The 23,880-nt window shown below is 53.4% G+C and carries 21 protein-coding genes; 9 read left to right on the top strand and 12 right to left on the bottom strand.

Translation table 11 applies throughout. The annotated features are described in order from the left end of the window. Positions 1-9 precede the first annotated feature (9 nt). The 8 genes from SCD_RS08210 to SCD_RS08175 form a co-directional block, all read right to left on the bottom strand. Positions 10-780, bottom strand: coding sequence for a class I SAM-dependent methyltransferase (locus SCD_RS08210; protein WP_009205564.1), 771 nt, complete (start codon positions 778-780; stop codon positions 10-12). Continuing rightward, a complete protein-coding gene (locus tag SCD_RS08205) occupies positions 777-1,898 on the bottom strand; it encodes a DegT/DnrJ/EryC1/StrS family aminotransferase (protein WP_009205565.1) in 1,122 nt (373 codons plus the stop codon). Before SCD_RS08205 ends, SCD_RS08210 begins: the two co-directional genes overlap by 4 nt. Further along, the gene (locus tag SCD_RS08200) at positions 1,895-3,121 is read right to left on the bottom strand and encodes a class I SAM-dependent methyltransferase (RefSeq protein ID WP_009205566.1); all 1,227 of its coding nucleotides are present in this window, start codon (positions 3,119-3,121) and stop codon (positions 1,895-1,897) included. Before SCD_RS08200 ends, SCD_RS08205 begins: the two co-directional genes overlap by 4 nt. Further along, positions 3,118-3,678 carry a dTDP-4-dehydrorhamnose 3,5-epimerase gene (gene rfbC, locus SCD_RS08195; protein ID WP_009205567.1) on the bottom strand — a complete coding sequence of 187 codons (561 nt, stop codon included), beginning with the start codon at positions 3,676-3,678 and terminating at the stop codon, positions 3,118-3,120. Before rfbC ends, SCD_RS08200 begins: the two co-directional genes overlap by 4 nt. Before the next feature lie 2 nt (positions 3,679-3,680). After that, positions 3,681-4,745, bottom strand: coding sequence for a CDP-glucose 4,6-dehydratase (gene rfbG, locus SCD_RS08190; RefSeq protein ID WP_009205568.1), 1,065 nt, complete (start codon positions 4,743-4,745; stop codon positions 3,681-3,683). Continuing rightward, positions 4,742-5,515: a glucose-1-phosphate cytidylyltransferase gene (gene rfbF, locus SCD_RS08185; protein WP_009205569.1), complete on the bottom strand. Its 774-nt coding sequence runs from the start codon at positions 5,513-5,515 to the stop codon at positions 4,742-4,744. The genes rfbG and rfbF overlap by 4 nt, the downstream gene beginning before the upstream one ends. A 113-nt stretch (positions 5,516-5,628) precedes the next feature. Next, positions 5,629-7,809, bottom strand: a complete 2,181-nt coding sequence (locus SCD_RS08180; protein WP_232504396.1) for a tetratricopeptide repeat protein — start codon at positions 7,807-7,809, stop codon at positions 5,629-5,631. A gap of 89 nt (positions 7,810-7,898) precedes the next feature. After that, a complete protein-coding gene (locus SCD_RS08175) occupies positions 7,899-8,390 on the bottom strand; it encodes a tetratricopeptide repeat protein (protein WP_009205571.1) in 492 nt (163 codons plus the stop codon). A gap of 432 nt (positions 8,391-8,822) precedes the next feature. Between SCD_RS08175 and SCD_RS16990 the strand changes: the two genes are divergently transcribed. The 9 genes from SCD_RS16990 (at position 8,823) to SCD_RS08130 (ending at position 16,089) form a co-directional block, all read left to right on the top strand. Next, positions 8,823-10,973: a flagellin N-terminal helical domain-containing protein gene (locus tag SCD_RS16990; RefSeq protein WP_009205572.1), complete on the top strand. Its 2,151-nt coding sequence runs from the start codon at positions 8,823-8,825 to the stop codon at positions 10,971-10,973. 72 nt (positions 10,974-11,045) lie between these two features. After that, positions 11,046-11,420 (top strand): flagellar protein FlaG, encoded by a 375-nt coding sequence (locus SCD_RS15670; RefSeq protein ID WP_009205573.1) that lies wholly within the window; start codon positions 11,046-11,048, stop codon positions 11,418-11,420. A gap of 101 nt (positions 11,421-11,521) precedes the next feature. Further along, complete coding sequence (fliD, locus tag SCD_RS08160; protein WP_009205574.1) at positions 11,522-13,201, top strand: flagellar filament capping protein FliD; 1,680 nt, start codon at positions 11,522-11,524, stop codon at positions 13,199-13,201. Positions 13,202-13,243: 42 nt separating this feature from the next. After that, the gene (gene fliS / locus SCD_RS08155; protein WP_009205575.1) at positions 13,244-13,714 is read left to right on the top strand and encodes a flagellar export chaperone FliS; all 471 of its coding nucleotides are present in this window, start codon (positions 13,244-13,246) and stop codon (positions 13,712-13,714) included. Positions 13,715-13,716: 2 nt separating this feature from the next. Beyond that, positions 13,717-14,043 (top strand): flagellar protein FliT, encoded by a 327-nt coding sequence (locus SCD_RS08150; RefSeq protein ID WP_009205576.1) that lies wholly within the window; start codon positions 13,717-13,719, stop codon positions 14,041-14,043. Between the two features lie 28 nt (positions 14,044-14,071). Next, the gene (locus SCD_RS08145; RefSeq protein WP_009205577.1) at positions 14,072-14,311 is read left to right on the top strand and encodes a hypothetical protein; all 240 of its coding nucleotides are present in this window, start codon (positions 14,072-14,074) and stop codon (positions 14,309-14,311) included. A 60-nt stretch (positions 14,312-14,371) separates the two neighbouring features. Next, on the top strand, positions 14,372-14,761 hold the full coding sequence (locus tag SCD_RS08140) for a DUF2802 domain-containing protein (RefSeq protein ID WP_009205578.1): 390 nt from the start codon (positions 14,372-14,374) through the stop codon (positions 14,759-14,761). After that, positions 14,751-15,812: a flagellar hook-length control protein FliK gene (fliK, locus tag SCD_RS08135; protein WP_009205579.1), complete on the top strand. Its 1,062-nt coding sequence runs from the start codon at positions 14,751-14,753 to the stop codon at positions 15,810-15,812. The genes SCD_RS08140 and fliK overlap by 11 nt, the downstream gene beginning before the upstream one ends. Beyond that, positions 15,799-16,089, top strand: a complete 291-nt coding sequence (locus tag SCD_RS08130) for an EscU/YscU/HrcU family type III secretion system export apparatus switch protein (RefSeq protein ID WP_009205580.1) — start codon at positions 15,799-15,801, stop codon at positions 16,087-16,089. The genes fliK and SCD_RS08130 overlap by 14 nt, the downstream gene beginning before the upstream one ends. An 11-nt stretch (positions 16,090-16,100) precedes the next feature. Here SCD_RS08130 and SCD_RS16855 read toward each other — a convergent pair whose 3' ends face one another. From SCD_RS16855 to SCD_RS08110, 4 genes are read right to left on the bottom strand one after another with little or no spacing between them, the layout of a single operon-like run. Beyond that, positions 16,101-18,578 carry a methyltransferase domain-containing protein gene (locus SCD_RS16855; RefSeq protein WP_009205581.1) on the bottom strand — a complete coding sequence of 826 codons (2,478 nt, stop codon included), beginning with the start codon at positions 18,576-18,578 and terminating at the stop codon, positions 16,101-16,103. A gap of 15 nt (positions 18,579-18,593) precedes the next feature. Beyond that, the gene (locus SCD_RS08120; RefSeq protein WP_009205582.1) at positions 18,594-19,811 is read right to left on the bottom strand and encodes an ATP-grasp domain-containing protein; all 1,218 of its coding nucleotides are present in this window, start codon (positions 19,809-19,811) and stop codon (positions 18,594-18,596) included. A 9-nt stretch (positions 19,812-19,820) separates the two neighbouring features. Continuing rightward, a complete protein-coding gene (locus SCD_RS08115; protein ID WP_009205583.1) occupies positions 19,821-21,266 on the bottom strand; it encodes a pyridoxal phosphate-dependent decarboxylase family protein in 1,446 nt (481 codons plus the stop codon). Positions 21,267-21,319: 53 nt separating this feature from the next. Further along, positions 21,320-23,875 carry a [protein-PII] uridylyltransferase gene (locus SCD_RS08110; protein ID WP_232504395.1) on the bottom strand — a complete coding sequence of 852 codons (2,556 nt, stop codon included), beginning with the start codon at positions 23,873-23,875 and terminating at the stop codon, positions 21,320-21,322. Positions 23,876-23,880 lie beyond the last annotated feature (5 nt).

Below are 23,880 nucleotides of genomic sequence, written 5' to 3'. Positions count from 1 at the left end.
GATAAATCCTTATAGCTTTTTCAGGCAAATCAGACGAACAGGGCCAAACTCTCCCGCAAAAGGAAGGCCAGCTGCAAACCGGTGGTGATCGTCAAAATAATCTGGTTGCTGACCTGTTTCCGCACAAATTTTTGAGTAAATTACCCTGCTCATTAAGTAATAGGTGCTACTTATATTAACTTCCTCATCAATTTTGAATCGGCCATCAATATAATCAAAAAGGCGATCTCTCTGGAAAAAGAAGTTGTGCTCTCTTATCGGAATTTCCGATAAGCCATAGTTTTTTCTTACTTGATTGAAATTTTTTTGACCCTCAATGAAATTTTCAACCATCAAATAAACGCCACCGATTGATAAAGCGCCATGAATGTTATCGATGGCGATTTTCTGAAGATCCCAGGATGGAAGATTAATCAGGCATCTGGTTGTGTATATCAGGTCAAAAGTCTCTTTCAGTCCTGCACATATATCCAGCTGATCAAACTGAATGTTTGATAATTCTTCAGTTAGGGAATTGTGACGGGCATTCTCAACCATGAATAATGAATAGTCGAATCCGGAAAAAAGGACATTTGGGAGTTTGCCCGCAAGCCGTGCAGTTGTTCGTCCATCCCCACAGCCTACGTCGGCCACAGAGTCAGGTGAATATTTTTGAATTTTCTCGAGTAAAACGTTGTATTCGATCTCTCGAAGATAAAAATCTTGCGTGGTCGATTGTGCGCTGGAATCCCCGGCTGCGCGATCTTCCCAGTATTTTTTTATCTCTTCGAAGTTCATCATGATTGCAAATTTCCATCCAGTATTTTCGTCATGACATTGATCACACGATCCTGTTGAGAGAAGTCCATTTCATGGAAGCTTGGCAAATTGATCGCCCTGCCTGGAAGATTCCATGCCAACCGATTTTGCGGTTGATCTTCAAACATCGGCAGGCTCGACAGGGGGTGAAAAAACACTCTTGCATCAATGTGTTCCGCTGTAAAGGCCGCTTGCAGGCTTTCACAGGTTATGCCTGTTTCTGGATGGAATACCACAGTTGGCATCCAGGCTCCATTGACCGTACCTGCTGGTTCTGGATTCATGGATAGACCGGGAAGAATAGCCAAGTGATCGCGGTAGTAAGAAAGAATCTCGCGTTTGCGCCGCGTTAATTCATCGATGCGCTCAATCTGTGCGCAGCCTATCGCCGCCTGGATGTTCGACATCTTGTACTTAAAGCCAATCATGTCTGGCCAAAACTGCTTGGTCTGTCCTCGTGCTCGCCCATGATTGCTCAGTGTGAGCATGTGTTCGTATAGTTCTGGGTCGTTGGTGACAAACATCCCACCTTCACCAGTTGTAAGCGTTTTGGTGCCGTGAAACGAGAAGGTACCGAACTTGCCCATCGACCCTGCGCGTTTGCCATGGTAGATAGAGCCAATCGCTTCAGCGGCGTCCTCAATGACTGGAATGCCATGTTTTTCTCCTATGGCGAGGAGTTTACCCATCTCACAAAGATTCCCATACAAATGGACGGCGATAATTGCCTTGGTACGAGGTGTAATAGCTTGTTCGACCAACTCAGGATCAAGGCACCAGGAATCTGGAAGAATGTCGACGAAAACAGGATTTGCGCCTAAATGAACGATCGGTGAGGCCGTCGCAATCCAGTTGGTGTCAGCCATAATGACTTCGTCACCTGGGCCGATGCCTATCGCAGCCATGCCCATGTGAAGTGCCCCGGTGCAGCTTGATGTGGCGATGGCGTAATTGACACCCAAGTGTGTTTTGAATGCCTCTTCAAAGCGACTGATGTACTCGTAACATTTTTCTCCCCAGCCATTGGCAGCAGCATCAGTTGCATAGTGAACTTCCAACTCGGTGATGGAAGGCTTGGTGTAGAAAATGCGCGACTTCATTTAATCTCCAAAACAGGCACTGACGTAACAAACTGTCCGCCCCATTCGCGGATATAAGCCAGTTGCGCCATCACCTCCTCGCGTAAATTCCACGGCAGTATTGCCACATAATCTGGTTGGGTTTGTTGCAAATGCGCTTCGGCAACAATCGGGATACGGCAACCAGGCAAGAATTTATCTTGCTTGGCGGGGTTGCGATCCACAACGTAAGGCAGCAAGTCCGATCGAACACCCGCATAATTTAGAAGGGTGTTCCCCTTGGCGGCTGCACCATACCCCGCGACTGCTTTATTAGCGCGCTTAGCGTCAATCAAAAAAGCCAAAAAATCATTTTTTATGTGATCTGCTTTGGTTTGAAAACCCGCATAAAACGCTTTGTCAATCATGCCTGCCGCTGCTTCATATGCCGAAATCGCTGCCACATTCGGACTTTGTTTACGCACCCCAGAATCGCTGCGTTGTGCGTATACACGCAGACTGCCACCGTGGGTTGGCAACTCCTCCACATCAAATACACTCAACCCGTTGTGCTCGAAGATGCGTTTTACTGTAGTCAATGAAAGGTAGGAGTAGTGCTCATGGTAAATGGTGTCGAACTGATTTTCGGACACTAGTCGCAGAAGGTGAGGAAACTCGAAGGTGGAGACTCCCGCCGGTTTAAGCAGAAGGCTGAAGCCGGCAACAAAATCGTTAATGTCCGGTACGTGGGCCAACACGTTGTTGGCTACAGTCAGGTCAGCCTGCTTTCCTTGACCTACAAGGTCGCGGGCGAGGCGAACACCGAAAAAAGCCTTGACGATCTCAATACCTTTTTTCCGCGCAGCGCCAGCTGTGCCGGCGGTAGGTTCCACCCCAAGGCAAGGGATATTACGTGCTTTGACGTATTGAAGCAGATAGCCATCATTTGCCGCCACTTCGACAATACGGGAATTCCCATTCAGACCAAAACGCTGCACCATATCCGCCACATACTCTTCAGCGTGGTTTAACCAGGTCGTTGAGAAGGAGCTGAAGTAAGCGTAATCGGCGGAAAACAGTTCGTCTGCACCTGCGTAATCCTCGGTCTGCACCAGCCAGCATTCGGTACACACCAACACGCGCAATGGAAAATATTTTTCTGGCGCATGCAAGGTCTGTGAAGTGAGGTAGGCGTTGGACGGTGGCGCCGCTCCCAGGTCGATGAACGGCAACGTCAGTTCAGTCTGGCAGTGCCGGCATTTCATAAAACAATTCCTTGTGAATCCAAACCGATAAATGAATGATTGCGGTCTCGCTCGGAAAGATCGTCTATCGGCAAAGGCCAAGTAATATTTAGCCTTGGATCTGCCACGTTCAGCGCACCTTCTGCATCGGGACGATAAGCGGCTGTATGCAAATAAATAAGCTCGCAATCCTCAGTCAGTGTTTGGAAACCATGGGCAAAGCCTTCAGGAATGAACAAACTCTTGCGATTTTCGGCAGAGAGAGTTTCACCATGCCATTGCAGGAAAGTTGGTGAGTTGCGCCGGAAATCAACTGCCACATCCCATATTGCGCCCGTTAAACAACTTACCAGCTTGGTCTCGGTATGAGGTGGATGCTGAAAATGCAGGCCACGCACCGCGCCTTTATTGTGGGTGATCGTATGATTGATTTGGGCAATAGGTTTATTAATGCCGGCTGCACAAAATTCTTCGACACAATAAAGGCGTGACAGAAGGCCTCGATAATCTTCTATTACCTTACGTTGCACCACCATAAGGCCCACCAAGGGGGTTGGAATAAAATCAAAGCGCTGCATAGTTAAGCGTTCTGCGTCAAGGAATGGTAATTACTGATCTGTGCCATTGTGACAGATCTCATGTCTTCGGCCTTACGCCACGCTTCATGCCATTCCATCGTCTTTTGCAAGGCAGTCCGCAATTGCCAGCGTGGCCGCCAGTTCAACTGGTGGTGTGCCTTGCTGCTATCCAGCTTGAGATAGCGTGCTTCATGCGGTTGCAATGATTGGTCGCATTGCCAGTTTAGGTCTTTGCGCATTTCTGCCAGGCATTCGACAATCCATTGCACTGTGCGGGCACCCTCATCTGAAGGACCAAAGTTCCAGGCCTCGGCAAAAATGGCGCCATCCGTATAAAGCCGTTCCGCCAGCATCAAATAGCCTGACAGCGGCTCCAGTACATGCTGCCATGGGCGCGTGGATAGAGGGGAATGCAACTTTAATGTTTCGCCTGCATCCAGGGCGCGTAGAAAATCCGGGATCAATCGGTCTGCCGCCCAGTCGCCGCCACCAATCACATTCCCCGCCCGTGCGCTCGCCAGCGCGATGCATGCTGATTCAAGGAAAGATCGTCTATAGGCGGCGGTCACTAATTCGGCACAGCCCTTGCTGCTCGAATATGGGTCAAATCCCCCCATGGCTTCAATCTCGCGGTAACCCCATATCCACTCGCGGTTTTCATAGCATTTGTCTGTGGTGACATTCACAACCGCCTTCACGCTGGATGTGGCACGTACGGCTTCGAGCATATGCACCGTTCCCATCACATTTACCGCGTAGGTCTCTACAGGGTGAACATAAGAGTAACGTACCAAAGGTTGGGCAGCCAGATGAAATACAATTTCCGGGTGAGCCACTTGCATGGCACGGCTGAGTTTGTCGGCATCGCGGATATCCGCAATTTTGCTGCTCGCCATGCCTTTGCCAACCTCCGCTACGGTAAAAAGATTGGGCTCTGTTGGCGGGTTAAGCGCGTAGCCATGTACTTCCGCACCCATGGATTGCAGCCATAGCGATAGCCAGCCGCCTTTGAATCCGGTATGGCCGGTGATAAACACGCACTTGCCACGCCAGAAATTTGGATTCATTTCCACACTTTCCATGGAGCCTTGCCACTTTGCCAAAGATTTTCCAGGTGATTTTTGTCGCGTAACGTATCCATTGGCTGCCAGAACCTATTGTGTTCATATGCCATTAGCTCGCCTTGCGTTGCAAGCTGGCTGAGCGGCGCACCCTCCCAGGATGTGGTGTCATCGATAACAAGGTCAAGGCAGGCTGGCGACAATACAAAAAATCCGCCATTAATCCAGCCGCCGTCACCTTGCGGCTTTTCAATAAAGCCGCGCACTGAACCGCCATCCATGGCTAACGCACCATAACGTCCGGGCGGCTGAACTGCTGTCACAGTCGCATGCTTACCGTGCTGCCGGTGAAAGGCTACCAATGCTGAGATATCCACATCCGCTACGCCGTCACCATAGGTAAAACAAAATGCTTCTTCGTCTTTGATATATTGAGCAACACGCTTCAACCGCCCGCCCGTCATGGTGTCGTCACCGGTGTCCACCAGCGTGACACGCCACGGCTCGGCGTGTCGTTCATGCACTTCCATCTGGTTGTTCTGCATGTCGAAAGTTACATCTGACATGTGCAGAAAATAATTGGCAAAATATTCCTTGATGACATAGCCTTTGTAGCCGCAACAAACCACAAAATCATTGATGCCGTGGGTCGAGTACAGTTTCATGATATGCCACAACACAGGCCGACCGCCGATTTCTATCATCGGCTTGGGCTTGACCGATGTCTCCTCGCTTATCCTTGTCCCTAACCCACCCGCAAGTATGATCGCCTTCATGTTTTGTCATCCATATGAAATTTTATAGCCATCTTCGGACACGGCAACACATCTACACTCGATGTTCGTCACAGTTCGCCCGGTGGTACCGATGTTTCCCATTGAGCGACGGTCTAGTGATCCGACGGTAACTCACACCAATGTTGCCACATTTGCCGATACGCATTCTCTACCTTGCGCGCAAAACCGGCCTCGTCCCTGATCGGGCTGTTATCCATTTCTGTTCGTAATTGCGAGCGTATGCTTGCCAGGTGATCCCAATTGCCAGCCAGCTTGACTGCCTTGGTGATATATTCATTTTCGCTCTCGGCAATCCATTCCGGGTGGCCTACCGCTTGAAGGATGCTACTGCCCAACCGTCCGACTGAAGGCCGCCCCGCCAACGTGATGTAGGGTACGCCCATATAGAGCGATTCAAATAGGGTAGTGCCGGAGTTGTGGGGGAAACAATCCAGGCCGATGTCGATGCCCCGAAATACATCCCAGGGAGGGCTATGATAGCCGATTTCCAGCCGCTCTCGAGCTATGTCATGTTCCTCAAATCTGGTAGCCATCCGTTCCTGCATCAAGGGGTCTTTGAAGTTGCGGCTGTCGATGACAAGGCGTGAGTTTGGCATGGCTTTGAGGATCTCCGACCACACCCGTATCGTGCGGTGATTGATACGTATCGAGCGGGTCAGGGTGCCAAATGTAATGTAACCGCGTTGTTGTGCTGGCAGATCGCCAACCTCACCCATGTCTACGGCTGGTCGATAGGCATGAGGTGGGTTTTCCAGCCTCCAAGGCTGCTCGGCAAATAGGCTATCGCTGCCCAATGGAGCGCTGACAGCATCGGTAAGGTAGTAGTCGATTGCGCTCAGACCCGTAGTGTAGCCATAGCCCATCCAGCTTAATGAAACAGGGGCCGGTTTTCGGGCAAAGACAGTCAGTCGATTACTCGCGGTATGTCCCGCCAGTTCGACCAATATGTCGATACCATCGTCACGGATACGCTGCGCAAGCGCTTCGTCGTTCATGCCTTTGGTAGGTATCCAATGATCTACATAACTTCGGTAGCGGGTGGTGGCGTCATCTTCCTGGGTCAGCTCTGCATAGGCGTAGACCTCCACCGAGGACTTGTCATGCCATGCCAGTAGTGGCTCCAGGAAGTTTCGAACGGCATGCTGGCGAAAGTCGGGAGAGACGTAACCTATCTTCAGACGGCGGGCAGGGTTCTTGTCGTTGCGATGAGGAAGCCAGGTCGAGCGCAGCGGCAACCCTGTTTGGGTGTCGTACTCCTGGTATGCCCGAAAAATTTCTTCCGCGCTCAGGTCGGGATGATAATTAAATCCGAACAGCAGATTGTTCTGCGCTGCCAGATGGCCTGGTTTTGATTTCAGGGCGTGGCGCATCAAGGGAATGGACTCCTCAAGTCGCCCTTGATCCTGCAGGGCCAAGCCAAAATTGTTAAGTATGTCAGGATTGTCAGGATCGAGTTCCAGCGCCCGGTTATAGCTTGCGATCGCCTCATCGATCCTGCCCTGTTTTTCCAAAATCATCCCCAGGTTGCTGTGGGCATCAACATAATCCGGCTTGATTTCCAGTGCGCGACGCAGGTTGGCTTCTGCTTCGGGAAAACGGCCCTGGTCGTTGAGGGTGATGCCCAGGCCGCAAAGCGCCTCAGCCGAATCCGGCTTGATTTCAAGCGCGCGACGAAAACAGGCTTCGGATTCAGCTAATCTGCCTTGCTGTTGCAGGCAGACACCCAGGTTGCTCAGTGCCGGAACATAATCTGGTTTGATTTTCAGCGCTTCCACGCAACTGATTTCAGCTTCGGCCAGCAATCCCTGTTCAGTTAAAAGAGAGCCTAGATTGTTGAGCGCTTCATGGTAGTCTGGTTTGATTTTAAGCGCCTGCTGAAAGCATGGCTCTGCTTCCGATAGTCGCTCCTGCTTCATCAGCGCGATGCCAAGATTGTTGTGCGCATCAGCGTGGTTGGGCTTGATCTCCAGCGCTCGACGTAAATTAGCTTCAGCTTCACTTAACCGGCCTTGTTCGACGAGAACAACACCCAGGTTGCATTGCGCTTCGGCGAAGTTCGGCCTGATTTTTATCGCCTGCCGGTAGCTGGTTTCGGCTTCGCTAAAACGACGCAGATTCTTCAGCGCATTGCCAAGGTTGCTATGTGCTTCCGCATCATCCCTTGATAGCGCAATTGCCCTCTGTAAAGCATCCAATGCCTCGGAACTTTTCCCCTGACCTGATAGTGCTGTTCCCAGAGCCTTCCAGCCTATCCCATACCTGGGGAACCGCATCGTCCAATCCCGGGCTACCGCCTCCATTTCGGAGTGGCGGCCTTGGCTAAACAGCGCTACTAATTCATTGATTTCTTGCCTGTTCGGCTCTACTCCTCTGTGTGAGTTGGTTTTTTTGGCTGGTTTGGCACGTTTAGGCGGTATCCCGGGCTGGGGTTGGGGGCGGGCTCATCCGCCTTTACATCTGCCAGCCGAATCGCTAACGCTTCCAGCGCCTCGCTATGCAACCCATGCTGCTTGGATTGTGCCAGCAACTGGCGCGCGCTAGATATTTCTCCGGATTGAATTAGCGCATCGATGTAACTCAGCAGGTAACGCTCATTTTCCGGGTTGGATTCCAGTGAGGTCTTGAAGTAACACAAGCTCGCAGCAGGCTGTTGCATTTGTACTGCAAGCACCCCTAGATTGTGGTTGGCATCCGGGTGTCGTGGCTGTATCTGCAGGATAGCACGGTAAAGATGCTCGGCTTCCTGCAACCGACCGGTTTGGTGGTGAGCAACAGCCTGCTGTATGGCCATTTGAATAGCTTGTTGCTGAGCCGGATCCAACATCGCTGTTTCGGCATTCGTTCCTTGATTCATTCCCGTGATTACCCTTTCCTGCCAACAAGTTCAACTTTCAGCGTTCTGGTTAAAGAAATTCCAGGCACTTGATGTAGAGTGAATAATAGCAGCGGAACACTTGTTACGGTGAGCGCAAAAGGAATTCATGCAATTTGCAGAAGTATTGTTTCTTCAATTCGCTTGATTCAGTGTTCAGTTTAATTCGACGCTGTGTCTCTCAGACTCGTATGTGTTGCTGTAGGAATGTTCGCGTCTAGGAGGCATCTAGCTTTAGGGGAAGGTGACAGTGCAGCCAATTGGGCGGAAAAATTGTTTAAAAAATATTAAAGTTTTCTCATGGTGACCCGATAAAGGTACTGACAGCGGATTAAGTGGCTCTGATTATTTAGGGCAACCAAAGTCGGAGGCGACAACGCCAGCAGTTAAACTACCCTACCAAGGAGACATAAAATGCCCCAAATTATCAATACCAACATTGCCTCGCTGAATGCGCAGCGCAATCTGAATACGTCCCAGGCCGCGTTGCAAACGTCTTTGCAGCGCTTGTCTTCCGGCTTGCGTATTAACAGCGCCAAGGACGACGCAGCCGGCTTGGCGATTTCCGACCGGATGACCTCCCAGATTCGCGGCCTGAACCAGGCTGCACGTAACGCCAACGACGGCGTTTCCCTGGCGCAAACCGCAGAAGGCGGATTGGCCGAGGTAACAAATAACCTGCAGCGTATCCGCGAACTGGCCGTGCAGTCTGCCAACTCGACCAACACTGCGTCAGATCGTACTTCGCTGAATGCTGAGGTAGTGCAGTTGCTGGCGGAAATCCAGCGCGTGGCGACCACCTCCCAATTTAACGGCCAGAATATTTTGGATGGCACCTTTACTGCTTCCCAATTCCAGGTTGGCGCGAATGCCAATCAGACCATTACTGCGAGCACAGGCAATTCGCAAACAACGGCGCTTGGCTCATATCAGGTTACCAGCAACAGTATTACTGCAGTAACTGGCACAGCCCTAACAGCAGGTCAGTTGACCCTGAACGGTCAGGATGTCGGCAGTTCAACATCCGGTTCGGCCGAAGCGATTGCCGCTTCCATTAATAGTGTGTCCTCCAAGACCGGTGTGGTTGCGTCTGCCGCGACCTCGGTTACCAGTACTAACGCCTTGCTGCGCAATCAGACGCTGCAATCCGGCGATCTGGTGATCAACGGTGTGAGCGTCGGCGCAGTGGCTGGTTCCAGTAATGTCGCGACCCAGGGCGCCAACGTCGCTGCCGCGATCAATGCCGTATCAGCTCAGACCGGCGTGACAGCAGCGGCAAATGGCGGTACCGGCGCACTGACGCTAAGTTCCAACACCGGCAAAACCATCGACATCACCACCAATGCTGCCACTACGGCTGACGGCGCCACCCGCGTAGAGAATGCCACCGGCCTCGAATTGGCGGGTGCTACCAAGGCCTTCGGCAACAGCGTCATCACGGTCTCCAGTGGCGCACGCCAGGTCGTGACCAATACTTCCACGGGTACTGCCGCGATTACCGACACTCTGACTGTGGCTGGCGTTACCTTCACGTACAGCGCGGCCGCCAATAGTGCGACCAACATTCAGATCGCTACTGATTCCGCAGCTTCTACTCAAGGCGCTAACGTTCGTGCCGCGCTCGCCTTGAATTCCACGGTAACGAACGCATTCACCATTACGGGTGTGACAACTGATGCGATTCTGACAGCAAAGAGCAACGTAAAATCGACTGGTTTCGCGGATGGTTTGGCGACGGCTGCGGCAACCGCTAATGCCAGCTCCTGGGCTTCAACCACGGTGGGTGCAGGCGTTGCGATTGGCGACACGCTGAAAGTCGGCGGTCTGACCTATGAATTCACCGCACATAATGCAAGCGGCCCTGCCACCGCCGGCAACATCCAGGTCAAGTTGGGCACTGGTGGTACGGCTGCGACTGATGACGATATTCTGACTGCGACCAATCTGGCCTCGGCAATTTCCGCACAACAGGCTGCCGGCAACGGCACAGTGGGCTTCACCTCCAGAACCGCCGGTGCGCTTACCGTGACTAATACCCTGTACGGGGGTACCGGAGTTGTGGCCGCGCCGACTGAGCCGGTTACCCTAGGCACTGCCGGTGCCGTGGCCAGCGTCGATACGGCTGGCACCAGCGGGGTTTATGCTGCTAACAGCACCAAAGGCACGTTGTCGCTCAATTCCGCCAACACCTTCAGCATCGGCGGCACCTCGCCTGGCGCAGCAGGATTGAGCGCTGCCAGTGTTGGCCTGACCACGATTGCCGGAGTGGATATCACCACGGTATCTGGCGCGAACAACGCGATCTCGCTGATCGACGGCGCGTTGAGCCAGGTCAGCACCATTCGTGGCAGCATGGGTGCGTTGCAAAACCGCTTTACGAGTGTGGTAGCCAGTTTGACAGCTTCATCGGAAAACTTGTCTGCTGCGCGTAGCCGGATTCAGGATGCGGACTATGCGGCAGAAACCGCTCAGTTGACCCGTAACCAGATCCTGCAGCAAGCGGGCACAGCGATGTTGGCTCAGGCGAACCAGTTGCCTAACTCAGTGTTGACCCTGTTGCGTTAAGTGGTTATTTCAATGTAAACCATTCCCCTGCCGGTTCAAGCTGGCAGGGGAATTTCCCATGGGGGAGGTATCATGGATATTCAGCTTAATGGTGGGATACAGTCAGGTGGTAATGTAGCGGATACGGCGTACAAGGCAAGGTCAATAGCGGTCCCGCAATCTGCCACAAGTGTGGTTGCACAGGAGAAGTCGGTTCAGTCGGTAACTTCGGCGACTGTGCAGGATCAAGTAAAAAATGCAGTGGAAAACGTGAACCAGGTGTTGCAAAATATGCCGCACGGATCGAATATTGAATTTACTGTTGATAAGGATACCAAGATAAACGTGATCAAGGTCATGGACAAAGTCACCGGTGATGTCATCCGTCAATTTCCTACTGAAGAGATATTGTCTATTGCCAAGTCGATCGATACCTTGCAGGGCTTGATTATCCGCCAGAAGGCATGACGGCGAGTATGCTTTACATTTAAGATGTAGAATTGAGGTCCTTTAAGTAGAGTGCTCAGCCCGCACTATAGCAAGACAGTTGTTCACGCAAGGAGGCAATCATGGCCGTTTCAGCTTCAAGTCTCGATGTAGCCGGCATCGTCAGCCAGTTAATGCAGGTGGAGCAGAAACCACTGGTTGCTCTGAACACGAAAGAGGCTAATTATCAGGCCAAAATCTCGGCCTTCGGCAGCATCAAGAGTGCTGTTGCAAAGTTTCAAACGGCGGTTCAAAGCTTGAACGATCCCGCTAAATTCAACTCCAATACGGCAAATTCAACTGACCCCACGGTTATGGACGCAAGTGCCTCGGACTCGGCTGCGATTGGCAGTCATTCGATTGAGGTGCTAAAGCTCGCGCAAGCGCAGAAATTGGTTGCGCCAGGCCAGTCCAACGCGGTTTCAGAAATTGGCGTCGGCACGATCAGTTTCGATTTCGGCACCATTACTGATGCAGCTACACCTACATTCGATGCGGTTACCGGTAAATATGCCGGCCCAGGTGTGACCTTTGCCAGCAGTAATGCGATTAAAACTATTACCATCGACAGCGCACACAATACGCTTGAAGGTATTCGCGATGCCATCAATGGCGGGAATGTCGGCATTACCGCCTCGATCGTTAACGATGGAGGCGATTCCCCTTATCGTCTGGTGCTGAGCTCCATCTCCAGCGGCAAGACACAGAGCTTGAAAATTAGCGTTAGCGGCGATGCCGCATTGTCAAATTTGCTGGCGAACGATCCGACTGGCACTCAGAACATGTCTGAGGTAGCCACTGCTCAAAATGCCGAACTGAAAGTGGATGGTGTGTTCGTCAGCAAGACGACCAACACGGTGGACGATGTACTGCAAGGAGTCTCACTGAAGTTGCAGAAGGCCGGTACATCTACGCTGAGTGTGGCTCGTGATACGGTGACCATGAAGTCGTCGGTGCAGGGCTTCGTGACAGCGTTTAACGATATGAACAATACGCTCAATAGCTTGTCCGCCTATGACCCCGCGACCAAAACAGCAGGTATCCTGCAGAGTGATTCCTCCGTGCGTACGATCATGGGTCAGATGCGTAGCATGATGGTCACTCCCATCAGCGGTTTGACCGGTACCAATACCACACTGTATTCGATTGGCATTAAGACGCAGAAAGACGGTTCATTGTCTTTGGATGCCAACAAGTTACAGAATGCAATCGATACGAATTTTAAGGATATCGCCGGTATTTTTACGGCGCTAGGTAGTCCCTCCGATAGTCAGATCAAATTCGTGAGTTCCTCAGCGAATACTCAGACCGGTACTTATGCCATTAATGCGAGCAACCTCGGCACCGCTAGTTCGTCAGCGGCGGGGACGATAGGTGGCGCTACTGCGGAAGGCGGTGTCCAGACATTGTCTGGTGCAATCGGCACTTCGGCGAGCGGCCTGCAAATCCAGATTCTTGGGGGCGCTACAGGTGATCGCGGAACGGTGACATTCACTCGCGGCTATGCGGATCAACTGAATGGCCTGCTCAGTAAATTTCTTGCGAATGATGGTGTGATTGCATCCCGTACTGCAGGCTTGAATCAGAGTGTCAAGAATATTGGTAGCAGCCGGGATGCTTTGAATATACGGCTTGCCCGTTTGCAGGCGAACTACACCAAGCAGTTTTCCGCATTGAACACCATGATGAGCCAGATGCAGTCAACCAGCGATGCCTTGACCCAGCAGCTGGCTAATTTGCCTGGGATAAAGGCAAGTTTGTAAGCCAATATTTTTTATGGCAGAAATTAAATGGAGAATAAGTTGATGAATGCCGTGAATCGCGATGCCATGAAAGCCTACTCTAACGCCAGTGTTGAGGCCAACCTGGATGGAGTTTCTTCGCATCAATTGATTGTCATGCTTTTTGATGGTGCGGTCAGATCGGTGGCCAAGGCCCGAATGGCGATGCAAAAAAATGATGTCATCACGAAATGTGCATCGATATCCAGGGCGATGGCAATTATTCAGGATGGTCTGCAATTAAGCCTCGATATCAAGGCAGGTGGAGAGATGGCTCAAAACCTGAATGATTTATATGATTACATGTGCGACCGTTTACTGATGGCAAACATGAAAAATGAAATTGGTGCCTTGGATGAAGTCGGCCGCTTGCTGGTAGATTTGAGGGGTGCTTGGGCGGCGATTGGCCAAAAGCCACTGCCGTCAAAACCCATCGAGGTCGCCAATGGTGCCCCGCCGCAGCGTAACTCGGCGGTTAGCTACGGCAAGGCCTGAGTGTGAGTAGTGCTGAATTAATTGAGCAATATGATGCAATATGGCGGCTTACGCAGAAAATGCTGGAGGCTGCCAATCAAGCGGAATGGGATCGACTCATTGAGCTTGTACAGGTGCGTGCGGCTCTAACCGATACCCTGATGAAACAGGAAAATGAGGATCTGTGGGCGCGAGAAGAACAGTTTCGAAAAGGTGAACTGATCCATAAAACTCTTTCTGCGGATAAAGAAATCAAGATGCTAACCGAAGCATGGAAGGGTGAATTGCAGGAAATACTGGGCAGCATCGGAGCGGAAAAAAAGCTGCTAAAGGCGTACGAAACACCCTGACCATGCCTTGATTTTTCGCGGAGAGGTGATGTATCAACAGCAAACTCTGTCTGCAGAGCCATACCAAATAGTTATCCAGCCTCATTTGGCCTCGACAGACTCAGTCGGCACTGTCAGCGACTCTGTTCCAGTCCACCCTGAAAATAAGCATCCGTCATTCGACGATTTCAAGCATAGAAATAACCGCAAGCCCCTTCCGGTGCAGTCCTCTGAAGAATCCGACAGCAAACGTCCAGATCCGGATCATCTGATCGACGAATATGCCTGAGTAGTTGGTAAAACAGATACACAATGATATTGTGGATTATTTTTTAAGCCGAGATCCAATTTGGAATCCTTTGTAATTACCTGGCGTGAATTGCTCATAGGCGCGGTGCTGGTGCTGGCGGTTTATATCGCCGAGATGCTGCTGTTGATGCGCTCTGCTAAACCCCGTGGATGGCGGATTTGGCAAAGAGGGGCTGAAGCCCACGCCAAAAGCCGTGAGGTGCAATCTCTGGAGATGGAGTTCGCTCAGCTTCAGGGTCAAGTCGACAAGTTGCAGAAGGAGCTTGAGAAACTGAAGACACAGCAGGTTGCGGTTACCCCATATACCCACGCGATACAAATGGCTCAGCAGGGACTCAACGTGAATGAGGTGGCTGCCAGTTGCGGCATTTCACGCGGCGAGGCGGAATTGATCGTCGCTATGCACCGTAATCAATCCAATGATTCATAATGATGTTTTAAATCAGCTGCAACTGCTGATTAAAACCTCAGCGCCACCTCTCATTGATGTCGCTCAGACTCCGCTGGAGGAGGCCCAATGGGTACCTGGCCAGCGCTTGTCAGCCGTGGTGCTGGCTAGCCTGCCGAATGGGCGATTCCAGGTGCAAGTCGGTGATGCCTCGCTAGACATGAATCTGCCCCGCAATACCCAGCCTGGTGATAAGGTTGAGTTGACCTTCGTTTCCAATCAGCCTCGCCTCACCTTCGCGCTTACTCGCGATTTGCCTTCCGCGGCAGGCAACAATCTTGCGGCTGGCGCCAAACCGCAAGTCAGCCTCAGCGATTCGGTACGTTATCTCGGCGCTCTGCTGCAAAAAATATCTGACCAGTCAGAAACACAAGCTGCTCCGCTTAACAAGACGGCTCCGCTTCTTTCCGCTGCGCCATCCGATATCAAGGATTTTGCCGCTTCCCTGCGTAATGCTTTGTCTCAGAGTGGCTTGTTCTATGAGTCGCACCAGGCGCAATGGGTCGCCGGAGAAAGGCGACTGACAGATTTGATGCAGGAGCCGCAGGGCAAGCTTCCGGTTTTGATTCCAGGGTCGGGAGCTGAGGTTGCGCAGAAGAATGCTCCTGCATTGATGCAATCAGAGGGACTTCTTGCACAAAGCGCCTCCAGGATGCCCGTTCATGCCGAGGCCGTTACCCTGGTTCAGCAGCAGTTGCAAACGCTCGACTCCCGTCAGCTGATATGGCAGGGGCAGGTGTGGCAGGGACAGCCGATGGAGTGGCGGGTGGAAGAGCGGGGCGCACGCGAAGGGGGTGTTGGAGAGGCAGAAATGCCGCACTGGCAGACCAGTTTGCGCCTTCAACTACCTAGATTGGGCGATGTGCAGGCATCGCTGGCCTTTACCCAGCAGGGCTTGCGTGTCGAACTAAAGGCAGTAGATGCGGGTACAGCGGAAGCGATGAGAGGGGCGCAGGACAGGCTGCGTAACTCGATGGAGGCTGCCGGCCTGAATGTGCTGGCCATGTCGGTGGAGCGGCATGAAAAAACCTGATAGCCAGCAACTTGCTGTCGCGCTGGCTTACAGCGCCGGCAAGGCGGCGCCCCAGGTGGTGGCGAAGGGCCGGGGTTTGCTGGCCGAGGCGATTATCGAGCGTGCCCGGGATGCCGGCGTCTATGTGCACGAATCGCCCGAACTGGTTTCGTTGTTGATGCAGGTGGATCTGGATCAGCATATTCCGCCGGAGCTTTATTTCGCGGTGGCGGAACTACTTGCCTGGCTTTACCAGCTGGAGCATGGTGGCGTGGACAACAAGCCACCACCCATATAACAGACATCCTGTCATTCAGAATCCAGCAGTGTGGCACGCATGTTTTTTTCCAAAGACTTCAACGACCCGCCAGCAAAATAGCGGAAGCTTATCTGGATCACGTCGCCGGCTTTGACTTCCAACGGTTCGGCCAAGGGCAGCACAAGATGGCCGCCTAGCCAATCTATCGTGGTGTCTTGCTCAAGTACTACCGCCAGAATGTTTTTTGTCACGAAGCGCAGGGCGTTGACCGTCCCGTCCCTTTCCATGGAGAAAGTGCCTACCCATTGGATCTCTGGAGAAGTGGGCAGGGTGAAGTCGAGCGTGCTGTAAACCACTGGTGCCGCCATCTCAAGCGTACCGGGCAGGATGGCATGCGGTGACTGGAACTGAACGATGGGCGCGTGAAAGCCGAAAAAATCATAAGTTTGCTGTAGTGGCTGGACTGCCATGATGATGGCTTCCGGCACGAAAACAGGCAGTGGGGTGCCGAAGCGACGCTGGTAGCGATCCTTGAAAGCGTTGATGACCGCGACCTGTTTTTCCCGCAACATCGCCGAGTGGATCATTTCGCAGATCACCACGTCTACAGGCTCTGGGGGCAGGTAATGAAAGGCATCGGCGTGGATTACTTTCACTTTGTGCCCATCCGGATTGTGCGCCAGCAGACGTCGTGACTCCGCTACCAGATCAGGGTTGAATTCCACGCACCAGACCTTGCTCGCTTTGGATGCTGCAAAACAGGACAAGACGCCGGTTCCCCCTCCCAGCTCCAGGACCTTGGCGCCCTCAAAAACCGTGTGGTTGATAGCTGCCTTGAAACGACCCATGCGGTATTCGTCCATCAGCATGTTGTGGTGGTAGTGCAGGGGGATGAACTGCCCGAGGTAGTGGCACTCGTTTTCGTCCTCGCTTCCCTGGCTTCCGATGGCGATATTTTTAAAATAATTATTTTTCACAAGCATCGCGATTTTGTCTAGTGCCGCCATCGCCCTCGCGATGACGATGGCGGTATTGCGCCCACCGTCTGATGTCGCCTCGACGATGAGACGCGAGCTGACGCATAGTCGCAACGCGCTGACCAAGATACCGTTACGGTTGCCGCATGCAACCGGCTGTCCCAACTGGCAGCGTAATCTGGCACTATCATTGTTTATCCCGGCGTGTCCTGAGCCGGGATGGTTGGACAGGTCGGCTTGCAACAGTCGGTAGACCTGCGCTGTTTCTTCGCGGTTAAAAGGTTGCTTCCCGTCAGGGGTTTCGGGATGAAAGAGCAGGAACGGGAAGATCGTCGGGATATCATCCCAGCTTGATGCTTCGATCAAGGGGTGACGATCAAGCTCAGGAACGGGCAAGGGTTCGAAGGCCAGATCGCGCGTCAGTCGATCCTGGACAGCGCTGGCAAAAGCCTGGAGAAAGCCTGCGGCTTTTGACTCAGGCACCGAGCGAAATGCGCGCAACTCCTCCAAAGCCGCTTCCCAGCGCAACAGAAGCCCAAAATTGGCAACATTTTCGAGGTAACCCGCGGTGTCCCAGCCTTGAGGCCAATCTCCCTGGGTGGAATAGGCTCCCAGTGCGGGAGGGAAAGGCCGTTTCCGCAGCCGCAGCGCGACTGCCGGGGGGATGAGTAGCGCGCCGGAAAAGGTCGGGCCGGTCACGAATTTCGATCCAGTCAGCGCCACCATGAAATCATGTTTCAGATAGGCGAGCAGGGTAGAGGGGGCGATCCGGAACTGGCAGGCATCGACGAGGACATCCATTGTTCCCGGCAGCCTATGCTGTAGTCGCGAAACGCAGGCCGGACTGGGCGCGATCAGTCCGGTTTTGGAGACGTCGACAAGCACCAGGAGTACGCGTCTCCCCATTTCGGCCGCTCCGGTTACCAGGGATTCGAAGTCGGCGTCTACGTCAGTTGTCGCTCGTGGGGTACCATCATCATGGCGAATGGGCACGGTCACGACTTCAACTGTACTACCGCTAAAGATGGATGCCCCTTCGATGACCGATTCACCCAATGAGGCTCGGCTACTGAAGTGGCGACCGGCCAGTGCTGCCGGTACATAGCTGCCCGTCTCCGCAGCGTTCACCATGACGATGAGAGTGGGCATGGATTCGGTACCGCCAGCAAGCTGGGCGGCAATCAAGTGAAGATCAGTGCCTGATGAGGCAAAGACCACCTCGATACCGGCGAGGTCGGATACTCCGCACAAGCGAAGCAATTCCTGGCGAATCAGATTGAGTTCCCGGGTATAAGTGACTGCTTCGGACTCGGCTCCGGCTGTGAGGAAGATGCGATGACGCAGTTTGTCGGCTGCGGCGAAGCTCTCAGCAGAAATGACCGATGCTGTCGATGATCCGAAAGCGGCTAGATCTGGATCCGGGAATGGCTGGCAACCATATTTGTTCAAAACGTCGTCAGGTTCAAGCGCAATGCGCGCATCGCCGCCCTCCACCAGTAGCTGCTCTGTGGACGGGATATCTCCTGGGGAAGTGACAGGCTTCCTTCTCATGGTTGACGGCTTCTCTTAAGGATGGCTGCGCTGTATCGCATTTAACAGCATCTCGCGAAATGCAGAGAATACTTTTTTCATCTGAGGCTGTTTGTAGGGAAATACGTCGACCGGATCGATTGCGTGGACGATCATGCAGCTGTCAATCTCGAAAATCAGTAATTTTCCATCGGCGGTCTCGCCGCAGTCGATGCCGAGGTAATCGAGACCAACCCGCTCGTTGATGGCGCGGAAGGCCTGTTCGTGCCGGCGTGCGAAGCCGGTGTCGAAATCGGCCATGAAATGTGCTTCTTCATCTCGTTTTTCGGCGCTGTCGGCCATCCCTGCATTCAGGTAATGAATCATCCAGTGGTCAGAGATGCCCATATGACTGACAAACGGGCGGCCTTCGATGAGCACGATTCGGTATTTTCGGAACTGCCCATCCGGGCTTCGATAATCGACAAAACGCGCCACATAGAACTCGCTGTTCGGCGACTTATTCAGGTAGTCCGCAATGGCGGCCGGATACGCTATTTTATCCAGGCCTTGGCCTGCATGGGAGTCGACTGGCCGGACGATGATGGGGTAATCGCCATCTTCAAGGATGGCGGTGATCGATAGCGCTTCGCGGCCGATTTGTTCCAGAGTTTGTCTGGATATTCGTGCCGTGACCGGCATGACTACCTCTGGCACGGATTTTAGCAGCGCACAAGCGTCATCGCGCGACATCAAGCCAATTCGATCCGGCATATTGAGTACCGGGCGTGGCCAGGACTTTATGGCGCGCGTTGTTTCCTTTAACAGGGGAAGATTCTGGTCAGACTGGGCAATGGCAACGAACAACACGTCATGATCGGGCAAGGCCGGCGGCAAAGGCAGGCCCGGAGTAATATAGAGCAGGTCAAGCACAACATCGGCGTCTTCTAGCAGAAACTCCAGCGGCGAGTTTGACATCAAGTCCCCAGGCCCCATGATGGCGAGTAGATGGATGCCAGGTTTTTCGCTAGCTGTCGGCGGGCGATAAAGCTGCTGAATTGACAGTGCCTGGGCTTGTACGCCCAGTGCCATTTCGCGATTCCCCCTGAGCTGCAGTACCGTAGACAAATCCATCAACGCATTGGCATCGTTCGGATTGCGCTCTGCGCGAGCGATTAGCTGAGCTCCCAACGGCGCGAGGCCAACGCCGGAGTAGGCCATACGCATTAAGGCAGCCAGGCCGATGAGCGGCTCTTGCCCATTTTCATTAGACATGGCAGTTTCCTAGTCTTGCATGGGTTTGGCGTGAACCTGACCGAAGGCAATCGTTGCATTGATCAAGGCGTCGATGTCATCTGAGCAGGTGCGGTGATTGACGATGGCGGCTCGAATGGCGAGGTGCCCATCGATGGTGGTCGTTGACGGTGCGGCTATCCCCGACTCCTGCAGGGCAACAACAATGTTCGCATTCACCCGGTCGGCATCTTCGCTGCGGTAGCGAAAGCAGACGATGTTCAGCGAGACCGGTGCAAGGAGTTCAAGTTCCGGTGATGTCTCGATGCGCTGCTTCATGTATTGGGCAAGCGTGCAGGTGTTTGAAATCATTTGACCGAGCTTTTCAGCGCCATATACTTTAATCGTGAACCACGTTTTGAGAGCGCGGAAGCCACGCGAGAGATCGGGCCCAAAATCGCAAGGCCAGGGCGATCCAGCCGCCAATCCCCGGGTTTCACGTCGCAGGTAAGCAGCTGGTGAGGCGAAGGTGTCGTAATGCAGATGGCCATCTCTAACCAGGATAAAGCCGGCATCGTACGGAACTTGTCCCCACTTATGGAAATCCAGTGCGATGGAATCTGCTCGACCGATGCCTTTCAGGCGTGGTGCAATATCCGGTGCCAATATGCCCAGAGCACCGTAGGCGCCATCAACATGAAACCACAGCCCTTCCCTATGGGCGATATCGGCTAAGGCGGTGAGATTGTCGATCGCGCCGACATCGACCGTACCGGCGGTTCCGGCAATGAAGAATGGGCTAAATCCGGCGTTTCTGTCCGCTGCGATGGAACGTTCAAGCGCAGCAATATCCATCTGGTATTGATCGTTCATCGGAATGACTCGCAAGGCGTCGATTCCAAGACCGGAAAGATCCATCGCCTGCGCAATGCAACCGTGTGCACCCGCTGAGGTGTAGGCAGTCAATTGTTTGTCGCTGGCTGCGAGTCCTTCATGGCGCACGCCGGTGCCGAGGGCAGCGGTGCGGGCAACCAGAACACCGATCAGATTCGCCATGGAGGTGCCGGTTACAAACAGCCCGCTAGCACTTTCCGGAAAACTGAAGAGTTCGCGAACCCACTGCACCACCTGTTGCTCAACCTCAACCGGCATCTGGTCACGACCACCGAGATTCGCGTTCAGTCCGGCGGCCAGCATCTCCGCCAGCATGCCTACGGGTGTTCCTCCGCCATGGACCCAACCCATGAAGCCCGGATGGGCGTTGCCGACGGTGTAGGGTAGAACATCCTGCATGAAGGATTTATGGACTGCGGCAAGATCGCTTGGTTTCTGGGGAAGATTTTGCTGGAACAGGTTGCGCACATCCTGCGGGATCGGCTGCCAGACCGGACGCTCGCGGATATGCTCGAGGTAGTCCAGCATGTCGTCGAGCATGCGATGGCCTTGAGCCCGGAGGTCTTGCCAGTCGGAGGGATCAAGCGAGTCTGGAGATGTCACTCTAGCTCCTGCTTTCTTAAATTGAGTCTATATGAATCCGACATGACAAATTATCAGTGGGTTGCCTGTAATTGCTGCCGCAAATCGGCTTCGAGACGCAGCACTTCTTTCGGGTTTTCCAGTTCCGCACCGGTAATCAGGAAGGTATCCTCGGCGCGCTCACCCAGCGTTGCGATTTTTGCTGTATGCAAATGAATACGGTGCTTCAGAAGTACCTGGGCAATACGTGAAAGCAAGCCGGGACGGTCGCCTGCAACGATTGACAACACATGGTAGACCCTTTTTTCGTCAGGTTTGACTGAAATTTCCGGCGTAATCGGGAAATGCTTGAGGTGGCGGCTCAGGCGCCCTTGCAAGGGTGGTTCCGGTGCCTTGTCCGGGGTCAGTCGTTGTGATAATTCATATTCGATAAAACTCAGCAAATCGCGATAATGGGCAGCGCGGTTAGCCTCATCCAGGACCACGTAGCTGTCAAGGGCGTAGCCATGGCGGCTGGTGTGGATTTTGGCTTCGACGATGTTGAAGTCGTTGCGCTCGAAAAAACTGCAAATACGGGTGAATAGATCGTCCTTGTCCGGCGTGTAGATCATCACCTGGATGCCTTCCCCTGCGGGGCTTAAACGTGCCTTGACAACGGGTTGCCCGGAGTTGACCTTGGCATGGAGGTTGCGGACGTGCCAGGCAATTTCCTGTGCCTCATGCCGAAGGAAATAGCCCGATTCCAGTTGCGCCCATAACGCCTGGTGCGCGTCGTTAGCGAAGGCATAAAGGCGGAGAATGGACAGGGCTTCGGTTTGCCTTGTCTGAAGGTGCGTATCCAGCGGGGTGCTGCCACTCGCCAGGTAACGTTGTGTTGCCCTGAACAGATCCTCCAGCAGCTTTCCTTTCCAGCCATTCCAGACTTTCGGGCTGGTGCCTCGAATATCGGCGACGGTGAGTAAATAAAGTGCGACGAGGTGGCGTTGATCGCGAACCCGATTGGCGAAGGATTCGATTACTTCTGGGTCGCTGGTATCCTGTTTTTGAGCTGTGGCTGACATGACCAAGTGGTTCTCCACCAGCCAGGTAACCATGTCGGTGCTCTCCTCGCTCAGGCCATGCTGTCGGCAGAAGCGGCGCGCATCCACCGTGCCCAGCGTCGAGTGGTCACCCCCCCTTCCTTTGGCGATGTCGTGGAACAGGCCTGCCAGATAAAGCACTTCCGGGCGTTCGAAATTGTTGATGAGGCCACTGGCCAGCGGAAACTCATGGGCGAATTCCGGTACGGTAAAACGCCTCAGATTGCGCACCACCATCATGATGTGCTCGTCCACTGTGTAGACATGGAACAGGTCATGCTGCATCTGGCCGACAATCCGGCCAAAGGCTGGAATGTAGCGTCCCAGGATGCCAAGCTGGTTCATCAGGCGCAGTTCGTGGGTGAGCCCGCGCGGCTGCCGGATGATTTGCATGAACAGTGCCTGATTGCTGGGCTGGCGCCGGAAGGCGGCATTGATTTTTGGCGTCGAACGCCACAATGCGCGCAGCGTGGTCGCACTCATGCCGCTCAATTCAGGGTGTTGCTGCAGCAGTAGAAAACTTTCCAGGATGATGCTCGGTTCACGCTGAAATGCGTCTGTATCAGTGATTTCGAGCAGCCCATTGCGAGCCTGAAAGGTTTCGTTGATAGGGTCAACCTGCCTTAAGGCAGCAGGGGAGGTGCGCTCGCGCAGATTTTTTAGCAGGATTTCGTTGAGCAGGCTGACCGCCTTGGCGGTGCGGTAATAGCGCTGCATCAATTGTTCGCTGGCTCTGTGTTGGGCTTTGTCCGTATATCCGCATTGCTCGGCAAGCAGCGTCTGGTGGTCGAACAGGAGGCGGTCTTCGCGCCGCCGGGCGAGATAGTGAAGGCGAATGCGCAGATTTTCCAGAAAGCGTTCGTGGCTACGGATTTGACGGGCTTCCTGGACGGTAATGATGGATCCAAGCGCCAGCTTGTTCCAGTTATCCCCTAAACCCAGCGCACGGCTGACCCACAGGATATTTTGCAAATCCCGCAGGCCGCCCGGACTTTCCTTCAGGTTGGGTTCCAGGTTGTAGGCGGTATCGTGGAAGCGAGCATAGCGCCGCTGTTGTTCCAGCAGTTTCGCTTCGAAAAAATCCTGGGCATTCAGGTTTTCCTGTGCCGCAACAGTAAATCTTTGAAACAGCGTGCGGTTCCCGGCCAGGAAGCGCGCTTCGAGCAGATTGGTCTGGACCGTGATGTCCTTCGCTTCCTCCAGACATTCGGGCAGGGTACGCACGCTGTGGCCGACTTCCAGGCCGGTGTCCCATAGCAAACCGATGAGCTGTTCCAGTTTCTGCCCGAGCATCTCATCCGGGTTTGATGGGAGAAGGATCAGCAGATCGGTGTCTGAACCGGGAAAAAGTTGTTGGCGGCCGTAACCGCCAACGGCGATAAGCACGCTAGAGGAAGGTAAGGATAAGTGACGCCAGATGGTCTGAAGCAGCTTATCCACCAGCCTGCTGTGGCCGTGCAGGAGAGCAGCGGCATTACCGTTCTTCAGATAGGTATGCCGCAGCTTACTCCTGCCGATCTGGAGGGTTTCTCGCCACCGCTTCGTGTCCATGGAGG

The sequence above is a fragment of the Sulfuricella denitrificans skB26 genome, from assembly GCF_000297055.2.
Lineage (GTDB): Bacteria > Pseudomonadota > Gammaproteobacteria > Burkholderiales > Sulfuricellaceae > Sulfuricella > Sulfuricella denitrificans.
The sequence above is the reverse complement of the archived record's forward strand: the minus strand, read 5'-3'. Positions and strand labels throughout refer to the sequence as shown.